Below are 16,353 nucleotides of genomic sequence, written 5' to 3'. Positions count from 1 at the left end.
GCCTGCCGGAAAACGTACCGGGGCTATGAAAGTCGCAATGCCGAAACATAAAAATACAGCGGTACACCCAAACCCTGATTCGCCACCCACCTTGAAAAAGTTACCGCCCCACACCCAGTACAAATGCCTTCCGCCACCTCATAACATTTCCCGGGCGTGCGACTTAATCGAATTAACTCGAAATCCCAATAGTGGCGCACCGCCATCAGTGTTAAAGTCCGCGCCGTGCAATCTGTCCCAATAATCACATCGAGGCCACATGAAGCGTGCCTCGGCCAATGACGGCAAACTCGGTCTCAAGGATCAACAATGAAAGCTTTCCGCACTCTGTTCACCGTTACAGCCCTGGCCGCCACTCTCCTGACTTCGGGCTGCGCAAGCATCGTCGGAGACAGCAAGTACCCGGTGAACGTATCGAGCACCCCAAGCGGTGCCAACTTCACCATCACGAACAAGGCCGGTGTCATCGTACATAACGGTTCCACGCCCAATACCGTGACGCTGCCTTCAGGTCGTGGCTACTTCAAGGGCGAGGCCTACACCATAACCTTCAAGAAAGAAGGTTATGCCGATGCCAACGCCACACTGGAAACCAGCATGAGCGGCTGGTACTGGGGCAACATCGTGTTTGGTGGCCTGATTGGCATGCTGGTCGTCGACCCGCTGACTGGCGCGATGTACAAACTGCCCGAGGGCGCCGCGGGCAATCTTGGCAACCCATTGGCCGGTGAAGCGCCAAAAAACCTGACACTGCTCGAAATCGATCAGCTTTCACCAAGCAACCGAGCAGCCCTGGTACGCATCAACTGACAGCGCCCGGCGCATCCTCCTATACAGGATGCGCCATCCTCACTGACGTTCTACTCATGTCGTCTGAACAACGGCCGAGGCTCAATCACCGAACGCCCATACAGCACATTCATCCCGGCCAGCTCCTTGAGTGCATCTTCTACGGACTTGTCCTCACGCACCGCGAAGCTGTCGAACCCGCATTGGCGCATGTGGCTGAGTTGATCGCGCAGCCGACGGCGCGCAACTCGCCCGTCCAGCCCAATCAAGTGCGCAGCAAGTACGCCTGGCTGTAACCTCAACGACGACGGCACGCTGACCTATTCGTTCGTCGAAGCGTTGCAGGCCAGCCATCCGGGTTTTGCAATGCGCTTCGCCGGCGGGGTGGACGCTCCGCGTTCCAATGGGACGCAGAGCGTCCCGGGCTGCATTCCGTTGCTGCGCGTGGGAACGATCAGTGACCTCAACCGCGCTCGCGAGGAATCAAACTCTGCAACTGCTGCGCCAAAAAGTTCGCATCGAACGCAAACGTATCCGGATCTTTCAACCCATTGGTCTTGCGCCATTGCCAGCTACTGGACGGCGGCAGGCACACCAGCGAAATGCTGCCGTAGCGCGCGGCCGTCAGGCCCATCACGGCCAGCGAAATCTGACCACCGACACCCATCACATCCGGCACAAACTCCACCGGTTTACCGGCTATCACAATCGTCAGCTTCTCGGTATTGAAAGTCGACGTCTCGACCGGCACGCTCGGTCCCGAGGCGACATACACTTCGCGGCTCACCTCAAGCAGATTCGGCGCCTGGACCGGTTCCAGCCATTGCTGGATCTGATCGAACAGCTCACCAATGCGCGTCGCCCACACGGCCGATTGCGACTCGAACAGTTGTTTCTTGTGCGCTTCGCTTTCTGCGTAATGGCGAAGCATCTCACCCAGTTGCTGTACGTCGTCCATTGCGGTGTTCCTTTGTTGAAGCGGTGCTGCGGTTTTTGAGCATGGCAGATTGAGCACCGGACTGTTCAACTAAAACAGAGACTGATGAATGAAAGGCAGGGAAGAAATACGACAAACGGTACCGAAAATCACGATTTATGCAGCGTTACCTGTCAGATCTGACAGTAGCCGCCTCGCTTGAGCGGGTGTTTGATAGACCCGCCATCTAAATAACCAGGATGGTGAGAATTACGCTCAAGGAGACGGGTGATGGATAGTCAAACTCATAACAATGTTCTGAAACTTTATCCGGTGATCCTCCCGGGGTGGAAAACTCCGGTCATCCATGATTCCAATCCAGATGGGGGCATCCCCCTTTCCCTCTTCGACGAACATCTTGAGGGACTCTTATGCCTTATTGACCCTTGGCTCAATGCGGCGTCCAAGTCTTTTGTCATGGCTGTAGACGACCGCATTGATCTGTTCGTCGACGGCAGAGAAACGCCTGTGACTGGCAAAACCATTGGGCGCGACGAGGAAAACGATCGTGTTCGACTGTACATCCCGAAAGGGATTCTGCACGACGGTGTCAACGACATCTTCTACCAAGTGTTGAGGGTAGGTCAGACAACACCCGAAGAGTCCCTGAAATTAAAAGTTCTTTACCATACCCTTGCACCAGGAGAACCCGGCCATTCGACGCGCAAGGTCCAGGTCTCCGCCGATGTGCAGACCAAGGGCGTGGATAAAGCCCAGGCGGAGCGCGGTGTCGTGGTCGGGTTTGACTATCCCAATAGACGCGCCCATGACGATATTCGGCTGACCGTTGGCACGACCTATGTTGATAAAAAAGTGACTCCCGGTGAAGCCGTTCCAGGCAATCCGGTTGTAACCAACACGCTCTTCACCCCCACGTTCGAAAAAACCGGCGACAATCCGCGCACCCCGTTCTGGTACACGGTCACTGATCAGCTAGGTAATCCGTCCGGCCCATCCGAAAGTATCGAGGTAGACGTACATCTGAAGGAAGAACAACTCGATCTGAAGCCAGCCAAAGTACTGGAAGCCAAGGAACAGAACGGTACCGTATTAAACTTCGAAAAAGACTTTTACGAAGCCACATCCGCCACCGTCGAAGTCGCTTTTACCGGCTCCGCCCGCGGACAAACCGTCAAAGTCTATTGGCTCGGACGAAACTCGACTTATGGCAGCGAGATTCAAACTGTCTCCGCTGCAGGGCAGACTTTGAAATTTCTGGTTCCCAGGCTAGAAGTTGTCGATTGTATCGGTACCGGTGCGCAGGTCAGTTACACCGTGAGGTTGCCAGGTACCTCCGAGGATCTAATGTCCAAAGACCTGAAGATCACGATCACCGGGCAAAAGCACCGTCTTCCAGAACCCACTCTTAATTCCTCCAAGGACAATCTCAGGGCGTACTACCCGTCTCTGGAGGGCACTTACAACGTGCGCATGGCGCTATTCGGGGTTGTCACTCGTTACGGCGACGAAGTCATCATCACTCAATCTTCGTACACCGATATTCCCGTGCCATCGACGTGGCTGACGGAGAATCGAGGGCGGGACGTCATGTTCAATTACACCCTGAAAAGAACAGGCACCGCCGAGCCAATAATCTTTTCATGGTGCCTGAGAGTGAAGCTGTAACGGGTTCGCCTTCAGCGATACCGCTGCGTCAATCAATTATTCAAACCGCTTGGCGTCTATGTAGACGAGGGATTAATCATGCAAAAAATAATGGGTGCTCTGTTAATTGCGTTGATGGTGGGTTGTACTCAGGTCGATACACTACCGCCGGGTGAAGTGGGAACGGTCAACAATGTCCAGACGCTAGATGGCTCTGCCACCGCCGCTCAACTGAACACGCTTTATAGTCGAAAATACCCCAACTGCAACAACTCGAATTCTCAGCCTGCGTTCCTGTGTTCGGGTGTCACACTCAGAGTTACGGTAAAAGACCCGGCCAACCAATATAAAGTATGGGACCCCAGCCCCACGTCGATAAAAAGTGGTGGTGTTTCGTTCTCTTACCTAAGAGCGGATACAAACTTTGGACGACTGGCCTGGGGCTACGGTAATGGTTTTATCCTGTATCCCATCTTTGAAGCACCTGCCGACAAAATCGACCTGGACTATTTGTGTTCCTATCCAATGGATGCTTGGACCTGGACCCGAAACGCAACGGCAGTCTGTGTCGCGCACCCCTCTTATCCCGCTCAAAGCCAGATTTGCCATAACGCCGGCGTGACCACTGCAGAACAATGGAAAGCCACATGGGATTTGCCCAATGGAAATAAAAACCAACGCTCATGTGGTTTCGACGTCAAGGATGATCGCAATGCACTATCGGCCCCCGCGTTCTATCAGTCGGTGAGAGCAAAAGGCCTGCTGGCTGCGCAGGGATTCAGCGAGCATAACGAAATACTGATCAAGACCTGGACAGCAGGTCGCCCCAACACACTCCCGATCATGGCGTTCTTCTTCGTGGCTGGTGGAACTAACGCGGGTCTGGCCGATGCTCAGTACAACCAAAGAGATTTCTATAACTCAACCAACCCGAAGATCGTGGTACCGATCATTCGGCTCACACCACCCGCAAGCGCGACCGGCACCGCCACCTTTGCATACGTCGCCGCGGACCAGGTGGTGACCCAATGAACACTGACCGCGTATACCAAGTCATTTTCCACTGGCATTGACCCACGAAGGAATAGAAACTGCCGGGTGCCTGGCATCTCGACCCAGGCGATAGCCTGAGGAAATCCAATGCGTACCATCGGCCTTATCGGCGGCATGAGCTGGGAGTCCAGCGCCGAGTATTACCGTCTTATCAACCAGCAGGTGCGCGACCGACTCGGGCCGTTGCGGTCGGCGAAATTGCTCATGTACAGCGTCGACTTCGGGCCTGTCGAACAGGCCCAGCATGCCGGGCGCTGGGACGATGCAGCGGCGATTCTGGTGGACGCGGCGCAGCGGTTGCAGGCCGGTGGCGCCGATTGCGTGGTGCTGTGCACCAACACCATGCACAAGGTGGCCGAGCAGATTCAGGCAGCGATCGAGATTCCATTCCTGCACATCGCCGATCCGGCCGGTCAGGCGGCACTGGACGCCGGTACGCTGCGGGTGGGTTTGCTGGGCACCGCATTCACCATGGAGGAGGACTTTCTCAAGGAGCGCCTGACAGCCAAGGGCCTGACGGTACTGGTGCCGGAGGCTGATGAACGTCAGGCCGTCCACCGGATCATCTATGACGAGTTGTGCGTCGGAGTGATCAGCGAGGCGTCACGCAAAGTGTATCAGCGGGTGATCGAATCACTGACCCGACGCGGCGCCCAGGCGATCATCCTTGGCTGTACGGAAATCGGCCTGCTGATTAAACCCGAGCACAGCGCCCTGCCCTTGCTCGACACCACCGAACTGCATGCGCAGGCGGCGGTGGCGTTCGCGTTGGGCGAGTGACTCAACCGGCCTTGGGCGTGCGACGCAGGCGCGCCATGCTCAAGGCATCCACCAGCACGCCGTCACGCACGGCGTAGTCGCGAAACAGCCCTTCGGTTTCGAAGCCGAACTTGCGGTAGAGCCCGATGGCGGCTTCGTTGTCGACGTAGACCGAAAGCTCGACCCGTTGCAGGTTCATCCAGTTGTCAGCGATGTCCAGCGCCGCCGTCAGCAGTGTCGAGCCAACGCCCTTGCCCTGCCACGCCGTCGCGACGGCCATTCCAAGATTACCGGCGTGGCTGCGACGGATCCGGGAAAACTGCTCCAGGCCAATGTTGCCGATGACCGTCCCTTGATGCAGCACCACCAGCTGCACCACACGCTCATTGTCCGGCATCAGGCGTTTGCGCCAGACCTCGGTGGACTGAAACGGCATTTGCAGCACCTGCCGGGTGATGGCCGGGTCGTTGTAGAGCGCGGTAATGCCGTCGATGTGGGATTCGTTGAAACGTTCGAGGGAGATAACAGCGTCAGTGGCGGGCATGGGTGATTCATCCTTGATACAGACATGGCCGCTTACTCTATAACGCCGAAGGTTATTCGAACCACTCCCGCCGTTCACTGAAGGTGTTCTGGACCAGCTCAACGATCATCTGCACCTGCGCTGAACCCTCGGACTCAGCATTGACCGCCATCCACACCTGGCGCTGCATCGGCTGAGTAAACAGCCCCGGCAGTTCAACAAGGCCGCGATCGAAACGGCTGATGTATCCGGGCAGCAGGCCAATGCAGGCGCTGCAACGAATCATCTCCAGCATCAGCTCATAGGAATGCGACTCCACCACCCCGGCCAGGCGTTGGTCCACGAGGGCATTCCATGGCCGAAAACTGTCAACCTGACGGTTATGCTGCCATTGCACCAGCAGGAAATCGGCGAGGTCATCGAGGCTGTCAGGGCGGGACGCGACCCGTGAATAACGTTTGGCGATGTGTGGCAGGTAGTCGAGCCGTGCCAGACGTTGGGGCTCGCTAACTGCAAAACTCGGGCCTGGCAGTGGTGAATCGGTGCCGGCCAGCCACAGCACCACATCGGCACTGACCGCCTGCAGGGAAAGTTCGCTGTCGACGGTAATGATGTCCAGACGCACGCTGGCGTTGCGCCGCAACAGAGCAACCAGGTCGCGACCGAGAATGTCATGCAGGATCGATTCCGCGACGGCCAGGCGAATCAACGGCTGTTCGATCACCGGCACTTTGCGCTCGTGGGCCAGGGCAATCAACTGCGATTGCAGCTGTAACCCGTCATGACTGAGGGCAACGCCATTCTCTAAATGGCTGAACAGCGAACACTGCAGTTGCGCTTCAAGCTGCGCCAATTGTTTGCGCAGCTGGGTTGCCTTGATGTTGAGACTGCGGGCCGCCTGCATGAAACAGCCGCAGCGCGCACTGACCCGAAAGGACTGCGCCAATACCGGATCGATCCCTGCCGCCAGTGTGCCCCAGGATGAGGTTTTTTCTACGGGCGAGCGGCACTGGGCAACGCGCTGACGACCTGTGGTATCCATGAATGGCATCGCTGACTCCCTGTCGATCTATCCTTGAAAGCCTCATCCTGCGCAGTGTTTATGAACCTGATGTGACGCTCGGGGTGGAAAATCGATTCAGCCTCCAGGGGTTTGTCGAAAACTCACCGCGAGCCGATTCCAGCTGTTGATGGTGGTGACGGCGATGGTCAGGTCGACGATCTCGCCTTTGCTGAACTGCTCCCGGGCCACTGCGTAGACGTCGTCTGGCACGTGGCTTTCAGAGAGCAAGGTGACAGCTTCGGTCCAGGCCAGCGCCGCACGTTCTCGCGCATTGAAGAAGCCGCTGTCGCGCCAGACCACGATCGAATACAAACGGCGGTCGGTCTCGCCGAGTCGCCGGGCATCTACCGAGTGCATGTCGGTGCAGAAGGCGCAGCCATTGAGCTGCGAGGCGCGAATCTTGATCAAATGCAGCAAGGCTGGCTCGATGCTGAGGTTGCTGGTCAAGGCCTCCATGGCAATCATCGCTTTCATCGCTTTGGGCGATGCGCTGTAGTAATCCAGGCGGGCGTTCATGGAGCAACCTCGTGGATCGGATCTGTGCCCTCAAGGTAGGCGTTGATGCGCTGGCGTTACAGATCCAATTCTGCGAAATACCCGTTGACCACCGAGGTGCCAGACCAATCGAAGGTTTTTCGCCCACGCAACTTCTGCACAGGCGCTCATGCGGGTAATCTGGCGCGACGCACATGCACCTCAATCGCCCCAGGAGCCTCGCTGGTATGGAACTTCACGTTGTCATCAACGGCCGCAAGGACCTGTCGGGCCAGTTGTACAACCAACTGCGCAGCGCCATCGAATCCGGCCGTCTGGCAGCCGGGACGCAGCTCCCGCCCAGTCGTTTACTGGCTGAACAACTGGGCATTTCCCGCAAGACCATTTCCGACACCTACACACAACTGACCTACGAAAACTTCCTCACCGGGGTCATCGGCAAAGGCACCTACGTCAATGCCCGAACGGCGAAAATCACCCATAAACAAAGCCATTCGGAATTGGCCAGTGCCGAGGTCATCCAGTCCTGGCGCAACCTTCCGGTGTTTCTGCGCCATCCGACGCTGGAAAGCTCGTTGCGCTACGACTTCATCGGCGGCGCCACCAGCAAGGGCCAGTTTCCCCAGGATGACTGGCGGCGCTGCACCTCTCACGCCTTGCGCCAGATCGCCGCGTCCAAGGGTTTTTACAGCCTGCCCGAGGGCCTGCCGGCGCTGCGCAACGCGATCGCCCGGCACATCGCGTTTTCTCGCGGGGTTAATTGCCAGGACGAAGACGTGGTGGTGTGCAACGGCGCGCAACAGGCGCTGGACCTGATCTCCCGGGTGCTCACGCGCCCCGGCAGCATTGTCGCCATGGAAGACCCCGGATACCCGCCCGCACGCCTATTGTTCGGTACCCATGGCGCCACGGTGATCGGCGTCCCGGTGGATGCGCAAGGCATACAGGTGGACAAGATCCCACTCGGCACCCGGCTGATTTACGTCACCCCGTCTCACCAGTTCCCGCTCGGCATGCCGATGAGCCAGGAGCGCCGGGTTGCGCTGCTGGAGCGGGCCCATGAGTTGGGTGCGATCATCATCGAGGACGATTACGACAGCGAATTCCGCTACGAAGGCCGGCCCACCGACTCGCTGCAAAGCATGGACGAGCGCGGCATCGTCGCCTACGTCGGGACCTTTTCAAAAACCCTGCTGCCGGAGCTGCGACTGGGTTATGCGATCCTGCCGCCAGCGATTCTCGAAGCCGTCATTCGCGCCAAGCAGCTCACCGATCTGCACACCTCCACCCTGCCCCAATGGGCGCTGGCCAAGTTCATCGCCGAAGGCTGCCTGCTCAAGCACATTCGGCGCTGCCATACGATCTATGCCGGACGCCGCGAACGAATCCTCGCGCGCATGGCCGGCGACCTTTTCCCGTGGCTCGAGGCGGTCCCGACCACAGCCGGGTTCCACATGGTGGTTATGTGCAAAGTGCCTATCGATATTTCATTGGTGATCGAGCTGGCCAAAAAGGTCGAAGTCGGGGTGTATCCCATCGATAGTTTTTTCTACCAGCAAGCGCCACAGGCCGGGCTTTTCCTGGGCTTTGGCGCCATCGAAACCCTGGACATCGACATTGCCCTTGACCGCTTGCGGGACATTTTGCAGCAGGTCGCCTGACAGATTGGTCTGCGTTTTTATCCGGCAATTGGCTATTGGTGGTCCGGGAGTGCAGGCCTATCCTGCATAAGCGTTATCCCTCAATGAGCAGGATTCGTCCGGCCTGATTCAGGAGTGTGAGCAATGCCCTACGAAGTGATCAATACCGTAAAGGTGCAGGCCGTGGCCGGCCGCTCGGATGAACTGGGCAAGCAACTGCAAAAAATTGTCGATACCCTGCGCGAACTACCGGGCTGTGATTCCTATATGGTCGACCGCTGCCCCGAGGACGACAACCGCTGGACTGTCAGTGCCCGCTGGCAATCGGAAGCGGCCATGCAAATGCATTTCAACTGCCCTGAAGTACAAGGTTTTATCGGCCTGATCGACAGCCGCCTGGCCAACGCCGTCGATTTCAACAGCTTCCCTATCGTTTAGACAGATTAGGTCGCCGTCTTCGGCCACTCCTACAGGGCAATGGGTACCCCTGCAGGAGTGGCTGGAGGCGGCGATCTTGTTTTTTTAACAAGCATGATTGGTCCCCTCGCCTTCACGAAAATTGGCTGTTTGCTTGCCGATTGGCGGACTAACGTAGTCCCTGACGATTAACCACCGCGGGTGATGAACAATGAAAGCTATACGCTTCTGTGCTGCCCCCTTGGCGGTCCTGGCCTTAACCGTTTCTGCCTTGGCATTTGCCCACGACCCCTCGGAAAAAGTCACGATCCTGCAGGACGAAGTACTGAAGAACGTCCCGGGCAAAAAGGCGTTGATGATCGAAGTCGACTACGAGCCGGGCCAGTCCTCCATCGCTCACAAACACGAAGGCACGGCAATGGCCTACGTGATTTCCGGATCGATCGTTTCTCAAGTGAAAGGCGAGCAACCGCAGACCTACAAGGCCGGCGAGTATTGGTATGAACCGGCCGGCTCGGAACATCTGGTCTCGAAAAATGCCAGTGCCACCAAGCCAGCCAAGCTGTTGGTGTTTATGGTGTTGTCCCCGGAAGAGAAAGTGTTGATCCCGCTGGAAAACTGATAGCTGAACGTACAGCCATAAATAATAGCCCTGAACTATCCATTCGGGCTTTTACAACAGAATGTGCAAGTCAGGGCTTTGCAGAAGTTTGACCTATCGCTCAGTAATTTATTGACCAGGCCGACAGATAAGTTGTCGATGATCGATAGCTCAGCAAGCCAGAAGTTGCCCTAAGGCTGATGGCCTCTTCGCGGGCAAGCCTCGCTCCTACAGGGAATGCATAGTTCTTTGTAGGAGCGAGGCTTGCCCGCGAAGAGGCCCGGCAAAACGTCACAAAAATATCAGACAAAAAAAGCCCCGCATCTCTCAATGCGGGGCTTTTTCATTCAACGCCTGATCAGGCAGCCGGCTCCAGCTCGACGCTGGCAGTGGTAGCAGCAGTGGCAGTGACAGGCACTACCGCTTGACCGCTCAACGCCAGATCCAGCAACTCACGGTTGGCCACCGCATACATGGCGTAATCAGTGCCGCTGGCGGCACGGATTTCTACCAGCATGGCGCGCCAACGTTCGATCATGCCTTCGTGCTCTTGCATCCACAGCTCGAGACGAGTTTCCACGTCCTGGGTACCGTCGCCCTGTTGCAGGACGGAGATGGTGATCGCACGTTGTTGCCAGTCGACGTCGTCACGGAACGCTTCACGGGCCAAGGCCTGCCAGTTGTTTTCAACCGGCAGAGCGCTGATCTGTTGCAGGTACCAGGTGATGTCCAGCGCGCTGCCGACGGCGAAGTAAGCCTTCGCGACGTCTGCTGCGTTCTGGCCGGTCACGTCGGACGCTTCGATGATCGGCAGCAAGGTGTACAGGTGAGTGGTGCCTGCAACCATGCGCGCCAGCAACTCAGGAACGCCAGCCGCAACGTACGCCTGATAACGGGTCTGCCAGCCTTCGCGGGTCGGGCCTTCCAGCAGTTCGTCGAGTTTGAGGCCCAGCGCTGCCAGGTGTGGACCGAAGTGCGCGACGTCACGGGCAGCGTTCTGCTCGTTACGGCGGCTGCGCAGGAACCAGCGCGTAGCGCGGCGGCCCAGACGCATCAGCTCGTCCATCAGCTCCAGTTGTACGTCGGCCGACACCTGGTAATCCAGGGCTTCTATCTGCCGGAACCAGTGCGGGAGGTGGAAGATATCCCGAACAATTACATAGGCACCCGCAACGTTCGCCGGGCTCATGCCGGTCGACTCTTTGAGTCGTTGAACGAAGGTGATGCCCATGTGGTTCACCAGATCGTTGGCGATCTGGGTGCTGACGATTTCGCGTTTCAGACGGTGGCGGCGCATGGCGTCGGAGAACTTGCTCACCAGGGTCGGCGGGAAAGCGGTTTCCATGTCGCGTGTCAGGTAGTCGTCGTCCGGCACCTGGGAATTGAGCAGCGCTTCCTTGAGGTCGATCTTGCTGTAGGAGATCAGTACCGACAGCTCGGCACGGGTCAGACCATGGCCTGCCGCGACGCGCTCGTTGATCGCTTCTTCAGCCGGCAGGAACTCGATGGCGCGATCCAGCTTGCCGCGGCTTTCGAGATCGTTCATCAGACGCTTGTATTCGGCAATCCGCGGCAAAGCACGACGGGCCGCCAGGGACAGGGCCTGAGTCTGCTTGTAGTTGTTGCCGAGCACCAGGTTGCCGACTTCGTCGGTCATGCTCGCCAGCAACTGATTACGTTGCTTGTCGGTCATGTCACCGGCGTGAACCACTTCGTTCAGCAGGATCTTGATGTTTACTTCGTGGTCGGAGCAGTCAACGCCACCGGCGTTGTCGATGAAGTCGGTGTTGGAACCGCCGCCATTGAGGCCGAATTCGACACGTCCCAGTTGGGTCATGCCGAGGTTACCGCCCTCGCCCACGACTTTGCAGCGCAGTTCGTTGCCGTTCACGCGCAGGGCATCGTTGGCCTTGTCGCCGACATCGGCGTGGCTTTCGCTGCTGGCTTTGACGTAAGTGCCGATACCGCCGTTCCACAACAGATCCACCGGTGCCTTGAGCAAGGCATTCAGCAGTTCGGTCGGGGTCAGCTTGTCCGCCTGGATGTCGAAGCGCTCTTTCATCTGCGGGGAAATCGCGATGCTTTTCGCGCTACGGGAGAAGATCCCGCCGCCTTCGGACATGATGCTGGTGTCGTAATCCGACCAGGCCGAACGCGGCAGGTCGAACAGGCGTTGACGCTCGGCGAAGCTGTTCGCCGGCTCAGGGTTTGGATCGATGAAGATGTGCAGGTGGTTGAATGCGGCGACCAGTTGCAGCGTCTCCGACATCAACAAGCCGTTACCGAACACGTCACCGGCCATGTCGCCGACACCGACCACAGTGATGCTGTCTTTCTGAACATTGATGCCGCGTTCGCGGAAGTGACGTTGTACGCCTACCCACGCGCCCTTGGCGGTGATGCCCATTTTCTTGTGGTCGTAACCGGCCGAACCACCGGACGCAAACGCGTCGCCGAGCCAGAAGCCGTAGTCGATGGCAATGCCGTTGGCGATGTCGGAGAACGTTGCAGTGCCCTTGTCCGCAGCGACTACCAGGTACGGGTCATCGTCGTCATGACGCACGACGTTGGCCGGCGGGACCAGCGCGCCGTCTTTCAGGTTGTCGGTGATGTCCAGCAGGCCCGAGATGAAGATGCGGTAGCAGGCGATGCCTTCGGCCGCGATCTCGTCACGGCTGCCACCCAGCGGCAAGCGACGCGGCAGGAAGCCGCCCTTCGCACCCACTGGCACGATGACCGAGTTCTTCACTTGCTGGGCTTTTACCAGGCCCAGGACTTCGGTACGGAAGTCTTCTTCACGGTCGGACCAGCGCAGACCGCCGCGAGCCACGTTGCCGAAGCGCAGGTGCACGCCTTCGACGCGTGGCGAGTAGACGAAGATTTCGAACTTCGGTACTGGCTTCGGCAGCTCTGGGATCTGGTGCGGGTTGAACTTGAAGCTGAAGTAGGACTTGTTCTGACCACGGGCATCCGTCTGGTAGAAGTTGGTCCGCAGGGTGGCCTTGATCAGGTCCAGGTAGCGACGCAGGATGCGGTCTTCGTTCAGCACCTGGACGTCGTCCAGAGCGGCCACAATCGCGTGTTCCAGGCGTTGCTGCTTATCTTCCAGGTCGTCGCTGGTGAGCTTGCGCGCCAGGTAGAAGCGGGTCTTGAACAACCGGGTCAACTCGCGAGCGATGTCGGTGTGGTTGTTCAGGGTGCTGGCGATGTAACCCAGGTCGAAGCCCAGGCGAATCTGCTTCATGTAACGGGCGTAGGCTCGCAGCAGCGCAACATCGCGCCATGGCAGGCCGGCGGTCAGCACCAGGCGGTTGAACGCATCGTTTTCGGCATCCCCGCGCACGATGTGGACGAACGCGTCCTGCAAGGTGTCGTTGAGTTGCTGGATGTCGAGTTCCAGGCCTTCAGCGGCGGTGAACGCGAAATCGTGAATCCAGAACTCGCGGCCATTGTTATGACGCAGGCGATACGGGAACTCACCCAGCACGCGCAGGCCGAGGTTTTCCAGGATCGGCAACACATCGGACAGCGCCAGCGGCGTATCGGCGTGATACAGCTTGCAGTGCAGCTCGCGTTGACCGGACACCTGACCCAGTGGCTGATAGAAGCTCATCACCAGTGGATTTTTTTCGCTCAGGCTCAGCAAGTGCTGCATGTCGACCACAGCCGAATGGGCTGCGAAACGCTCGCGGTAACCGGCCGGAAAGCCTTTCGGGTAGTCTGCCAGCACGTTGGTGCCATGGGCTTCGCCGAAGCTTTCGACGACCAGGCTCGCGTAGTCGTCCTGCCAGCTGCGGCAGGCTTGCACCACTTCTTTTTCCAGCAGAACCGGGTCGATGTCCAGACGGTTCTTCGGATCGACGCGCAGAATCAGCTGCACACGGGCCAGCACGGATTCGGAGAAGAAGGTCCAGAACTCGCAGTCCGAAGCTTTCAGGCGATCCATCAGCACTTGCTGGATCTTCTGGCGCACTTCGGTGGAGTAGATGTCACGCGGCACGTAGGCCAGGCAGTAGCAGAAACGGCCGTAGGGGTCTTTGCGCAGGAACACGCGAATCTTGTTGCGTTCCTGGATCTGCACGATCGACATCACGGTGCTGAACAGCTCGTCGACCGGGGTCTGGAACAGGTCGTCGCGCGGCAGCACTTCGACCACCTGCGCCAGTTCCTTGCCCAGGTGAGCCTTGGCCTGGAAGCCGGAACGGCGCTCGATTTCTTCGACCTTGCGACGGATGTACGGGATGACCCGCACGCTCTCGCCATACACCGACGAGGTGTACAGGCCCATGAAGCGGTATTCCTTGATGACCTTGCCGTCGGCGTCGATTTCACGGATCGACACGTAATCCGGATAAGCCGGACGGTGGACACGGCTTGGGTGCGCAGCCTTGGCGAACGACAGCAGGGCCGGTTCGCGCAGGTAGTTCACAGCGTAGTCTTCGATGCGCAGGTCATCGTAGGTCAGCCCGGTGCGCAGCAGTTTGGTCAGACCGAGGAAGGAGTCCTGGTCGTAGACGATATGGCCACCATCGGCTTCATCGCGAACCACGAACTCTTCATAGCCCAGGAAGGTAAAGTGGTTGCCCACCAGCCATTCCAGGAAGCTTTTGATTTCGGCTTTTTCTTCTGGATCGACGGCGAACGGGCTAGTGTCCAGGCCGGTGAGGATTTCCTGGACCTTGGCTTTCATCGGCTCGAAATCGGCGACCGCGACGCGGACTTCACCGAGAACCTGTTCCAATTCCTTGCTCAGGACATTCAGTTCGGCCGAGTTGGCGCACCGGTCGATTTCCAGGTACATCAACGACTCTTGCAGAACGTCGTCGCCCTGGGTGCCTTTCGGCAGGATTTCCAGCAGCTCGCCCTTGCTGCCGCGACGCACGCTCAGCACAGTGGTTTGCAGGGTGTGGATGCTGTAGCCGCGACGGTTCAGCTCGGTACGCACCGAGTCCACCAAAAATGGCAGGTCGTGGTGCAGCACTTCGACCGCGGTGTGGGTCGACTGCCAGCCGTGGCGTTCGTAGTCAGGGTTGTAGACGCGCACTTGCGGTTGCGCGTGATCGAAGCGCTCAAGCAGGCGCCATGCAGAAAGGGTGCAGCCGGCGAGGTCGGACAACCGACGTTGAGTCAGCTCGTCGAGGGAAATGATGCCGAAAAATTGTTCCGCGAACAGCGCCACTTGTGGCAGTGCCTGTTCACTGATGTGCTGGGCCAGTGCCGCTTGCAGTTGGTGCTGGAAGTCGGCTTTGCTGGCTGCGGTGAAGAACGCCATCTGTGGTACTCCGCTTGGGCTTGTTATTGATGGAAGCGTCGCGTGCAACCCCCTTTCGGGGTGATCCGTCACCCTGTTCCTGATTCTCGGGCAGAGGAAACAGGATGACAGGTGGGTGAAGCTGGACGAGACACTCAGGTCACATTCACCTTCCATAGAATGGGCGCCTGCAAAAACGACTGGCTACGTGCCGCGCAATGTCTTTACAGGTGCTCATCCGTTGCGCAGCTTAACGAGTGCGGCAAGGCCCGTGCTTGCAGCGCTGCGACATATTCGGTCATCGGCACGCAGCTTGCGCCTTGTGCATCGAACAACACTAGCAGCCGCACAGCAAAACGGGGGGTTTAAGCCCGGTTTTGCGGCACATCCGTACCAGAAATGACCAGCAACACCCCGGATGTTCACGACACATCCTCTGACACTCAGGCGAGCAGAAATTCCCGTCTGCTGGCAGAATCGCCCTTTGTTCGTCTTCACAATGCTCGTCGAGCCAGGAATTCCCCATGCAAATGACCACCGCCCTCTTGATCGTCAATCCATGCGATGACGAAGAAGACAACATGGCCATGCTCTGCTGCCACAGCGATCAGGGCGATATGTTCCTGATGACCCGCTACCCGGACGAGGACGCGCTGGACATCACCCTCGACGGCGAGCCTTCGACGCTGGACGGGGTGAAAGTCACCCTCAGCCCTACCCGCCTGCTGATCGAAATCGCCGCGGGCGATGCGGATGCACTTAATGGTGATGTTTCGCTGGAAATCATTCACAGCACTGATGCGAGTGATTTGGCGGAAGTGGAAGAAACGTTGCAGAACATTCTCAAGGGCACCGGAACTTACATCAGCCAGCTCTGAATGTCGGCGCCCGAGCCGACGCTTTCGCGAGCAGGCTCGCTCCCACAGTTGATCGCGTCGCGATCAAGCAACCCGGTCAACTGTGGGAGCGAGCCTGCTCGCGAATAGGCCCGAAATACCGACACCGCTCTACGACCGGCACACCCTTCCAACAATTTCACCCATCCATTCCCGCACTTTGCACAAAATACCGTTAGTCGCCGCCCCCCCCCCCGCGCTTTATTAAAGTAAGGCTCTCAGCTCGACGTTATTCGAACGTCTTCTATCACTCATTCTAAGAACAGGCATCGAAAAATCGTGAAG

Annotated in this window: 14 protein-coding genes and 3 pseudogenes; 10 read left to right on the top strand and 7 right to left on the bottom strand. The window is 58.1% G+C overall.

Annotated features, from left to right (window positions below):
• The first annotated feature begins 309 nt into the window (after positions 1 to 309).
• Positions 310 to 810, top strand: coding sequence for a peptidase associated/transthyretin-like domain-containing protein (locus tag ACYZTR_RS13065; RefSeq protein ID WP_461979368.1), 501 nt, complete (start codon positions 310 to 312; stop codon positions 808 to 810).
• Between the two features lie 50 nt (positions 811 to 860).
• Here the strand turns inward: ACYZTR_RS13065 and ACYZTR_RS13060 are convergent.
• Positions 861 to 1,087: pseudogene (locus ACYZTR_RS13060) on the bottom strand (DUF934 domain-containing protein); the annotation flags it as partial.
• Here ACYZTR_RS13060 and ACYZTR_RS13055 point away from each other — a divergent pair.
• Positions 1,087 to 1,173, top strand: a pseudogene (locus tag ACYZTR_RS13055) (hypothetical protein); the annotation flags it as partial. The pseudogenes ACYZTR_RS13060 and ACYZTR_RS13055 sit on opposite strands and share 1 nt — an antisense overlap.
• 79 nt (positions 1,174 to 1,252) lie before the next feature.
• Here the strand turns inward: ACYZTR_RS13055 and ACYZTR_RS13050 are convergent.
• Complete coding sequence (locus tag ACYZTR_RS13050) at positions 1,253 to 1,747, bottom strand: hypothetical protein (RefSeq protein WP_461979366.1); 495 nt, start codon at positions 1,745 to 1,747, stop codon at positions 1,253 to 1,255.
• Positions 1,748 to 1,996: 249 nt separating this feature from the next.
• Between ACYZTR_RS13050 and ACYZTR_RS13045 the strand changes: the two genes are divergently transcribed.
• The 3 genes from ACYZTR_RS13045 to ACYZTR_RS13035 all read left to right on the top strand — a co-directional run bounded on the left by ACYZTR_RS13045 (position 1,997) and on the right by ACYZTR_RS13035 (position 5,203).
• Entirely contained in the window at positions 1,997 to 3,391 is a 1,395-nt protein-coding gene (locus tag ACYZTR_RS13045; protein ID WP_461979364.1) for a hypothetical protein, read from the top strand.
• A 78-nt stretch (positions 3,392 to 3,469) separates the two neighbouring features.
• Entirely contained in the window at positions 3,470 to 4,402 is a 933-nt protein-coding gene (locus tag ACYZTR_RS13040) for a halovibrin HvnC (RefSeq protein WP_461979362.1), read from the top strand.
• Positions 4,403 to 4,510: 108 nt separating this feature from the next.
• Positions 4,511 to 5,203, top strand: a complete 693-nt coding sequence (locus ACYZTR_RS13035; protein ID WP_461979360.1) for an aspartate/glutamate racemase family protein — start codon at positions 4,511 to 4,513, stop codon at positions 5,201 to 5,203.
• Position 5,204: 1 nt separating this feature from the next.
• Here ACYZTR_RS13035 and ACYZTR_RS13030 read toward each other — a convergent pair whose 3' ends face one another.
• The 3 genes from ACYZTR_RS13030 to ACYZTR_RS13020 all read right to left on the bottom strand — a co-directional run bounded on the left by ACYZTR_RS13030 (position 5,205) and on the right by ACYZTR_RS13020 (position 7,284).
• A complete protein-coding gene (locus ACYZTR_RS13030; protein ID WP_461979358.1) occupies positions 5,205 to 5,726 on the bottom strand; it encodes a GNAT family N-acetyltransferase in 522 nt (173 codons plus the stop codon).
• Positions 5,727 to 5,778: 52 nt separating this feature from the next.
• Positions 5,779 to 6,756: a LysR family transcriptional regulator gene (locus ACYZTR_RS13025; RefSeq protein ID WP_461979356.1), complete on the bottom strand. Its 978-nt coding sequence runs from the start codon at positions 6,754 to 6,756 to the stop codon at positions 5,779 to 5,781.
• An 87-nt stretch (positions 6,757 to 6,843) separates the two neighbouring features.
• Positions 6,844 to 7,284, bottom strand: a complete 441-nt coding sequence (locus ACYZTR_RS13020) for a carboxymuconolactone decarboxylase family protein (RefSeq protein ID WP_461979354.1) — start codon at positions 7,282 to 7,284, stop codon at positions 6,844 to 6,846.
• A gap of 206 nt (positions 7,285 to 7,490) precedes the next feature.
• Between ACYZTR_RS13020 and pdxR the strand changes: the two genes are divergently transcribed.
• The 4 genes and pseudogenes from pdxR to ACYZTR_RS13000 all read left to right on the top strand — a co-directional run.
• Positions 7,491 to 8,924 (top strand): MocR-like pyridoxine biosynthesis transcription factor PdxR, encoded by a 1,434-nt coding sequence (gene pdxR, locus ACYZTR_RS13015; protein ID WP_461979352.1) that lies wholly within the window; start codon positions 7,491 to 7,493, stop codon positions 8,922 to 8,924.
• A 123-nt stretch (positions 8,925 to 9,047) separates the two neighbouring features.
• On the top strand, positions 9,048 to 9,341 hold the full coding sequence (locus ACYZTR_RS13010) for an antibiotic biosynthesis monooxygenase family protein (RefSeq protein WP_449643310.1): 294 nt from the start codon (positions 9,048 to 9,050) through the stop codon (positions 9,339 to 9,341).
• A 190-nt stretch (positions 9,342 to 9,531) separates the two neighbouring features.
• Positions 9,532 to 9,942, top strand: a complete 411-nt coding sequence (locus ACYZTR_RS13005) for a cupin domain-containing protein (protein WP_461979350.1) — start codon at positions 9,532 to 9,534, stop codon at positions 9,940 to 9,942.
• A 54-nt stretch (positions 9,943 to 9,996) separates the two neighbouring features.
• Positions 9,997 to 10,116: pseudogene (locus ACYZTR_RS13000) on the top strand (ATPase); the annotation flags it as partial.
• A gap of 163 nt (positions 10,117 to 10,279) precedes the next feature.
• Here ACYZTR_RS13000 and ACYZTR_RS12995 read toward each other — a convergent pair.
• Positions 10,280 to 15,193 (bottom strand): NAD-glutamate dehydrogenase, encoded by a 4,914-nt coding sequence (locus ACYZTR_RS12995; protein WP_461979348.1) that lies wholly within the window; start codon positions 15,191 to 15,193, stop codon positions 10,280 to 10,282.
• A gap of 503 nt (positions 15,194 to 15,696) precedes the next feature.
• Between ACYZTR_RS12995 and ACYZTR_RS12990 the strand changes: the two genes are divergently transcribed.
• Complete coding sequence (locus ACYZTR_RS12990; RefSeq protein WP_461979346.1) at positions 15,697 to 16,050, top strand: hypothetical protein; 354 nt, start codon at positions 15,697 to 15,699, stop codon at positions 16,048 to 16,050.
• On the opposite strand, the gene ACYZTR_RS12985 is transcribed toward ACYZTR_RS12990, so the two are convergent.
• Complete coding sequence (locus tag ACYZTR_RS12985; RefSeq protein WP_461979344.1) at positions 16,032 to 16,211, bottom strand: hypothetical protein; 180 nt, start codon at positions 16,209 to 16,211, stop codon at positions 16,032 to 16,034. The genes ACYZTR_RS12990 and ACYZTR_RS12985 overlap by 19 nt on opposite strands.
• Positions 16,212 to 16,353: the final 142 nt, after the last annotated feature.

This window comes from Pseudomonas sp. Hz4, assembly GCF_054898165.1.
Note: the sequence above shows the minus strand (reverse complement) of the source record. Positions and strands in the feature narration are given on the sequence as shown.

Coding starts and splice junctions, on each gene's coding strand:
- ACYZTR_RS13065 (WP_461979368.1), top strand. CDS start 310: ATGAAAGCTTTCCGCACTCTGTTCACCGTTACAGCCCTGGCCGCCACT.
- ACYZTR_RS13050 (WP_461979366.1), bottom strand. CDS start 1,747: ATGGACGACGTACAGCAACTGGGTGAGATGCTTCGCCATTACGCAGAA.
- ACYZTR_RS13045 (WP_461979364.1), top strand. CDS start 1,997: ATGGATAGTCAAACTCATAACAATGTTCTGAAACTTTATCCGGTGATC.
- ACYZTR_RS13040 (WP_461979362.1), top strand. CDS start 3,470: ATGCAAAAAATAATGGGTGCTCTGTTAATTGCGTTGATGGTGGGTTGT.
- ACYZTR_RS13035 (WP_461979360.1), top strand. CDS start 4,511: ATGCGTACCATCGGCCTTATCGGCGGCATGAGCTGGGAGTCCAGCGCC.
- ACYZTR_RS13030 (WP_461979358.1), bottom strand. CDS start 5,726: ATGCCCGCCACTGACGCTGTTATCTCCCTCGAACGTTTCAACGAATCC.
- ACYZTR_RS13025 (WP_461979356.1), bottom strand. CDS start 6,756: ATGCCATTCATGGATACCACAGGTCGTCAGCGCGTTGCCCAGTGCCGC.
- ACYZTR_RS13020 (WP_461979354.1), bottom strand. CDS start 7,284: ATGAACGCCCGCCTGGATTACTACAGCGCATCGCCCAAAGCGATGAAA.
- pdxR (WP_461979352.1), top strand. CDS start 7,491: ATGGAACTTCACGTTGTCATCAACGGCCGCAAGGACCTGTCGGGCCAG.
- ACYZTR_RS13010 (WP_449643310.1), top strand. CDS start 9,048: ATGCCCTACGAAGTGATCAATACCGTAAAGGTGCAGGCCGTGGCCGGC.
- ACYZTR_RS13005 (WP_461979350.1), top strand. CDS start 9,532: ATGAAAGCTATACGCTTCTGTGCTGCCCCCTTGGCGGTCCTGGCCTTA.
- ACYZTR_RS12995 (WP_461979348.1), bottom strand. CDS start 15,193: ATGGCGTTCTTCACCGCAGCCAGCAAAGCCGACTTCCAGCACCAACTG.
- ACYZTR_RS12990 (WP_461979346.1), top strand. CDS start 15,697: ATGCAAATGACCACCGCCCTCTTGATCGTCAATCCATGCGATGACGAA.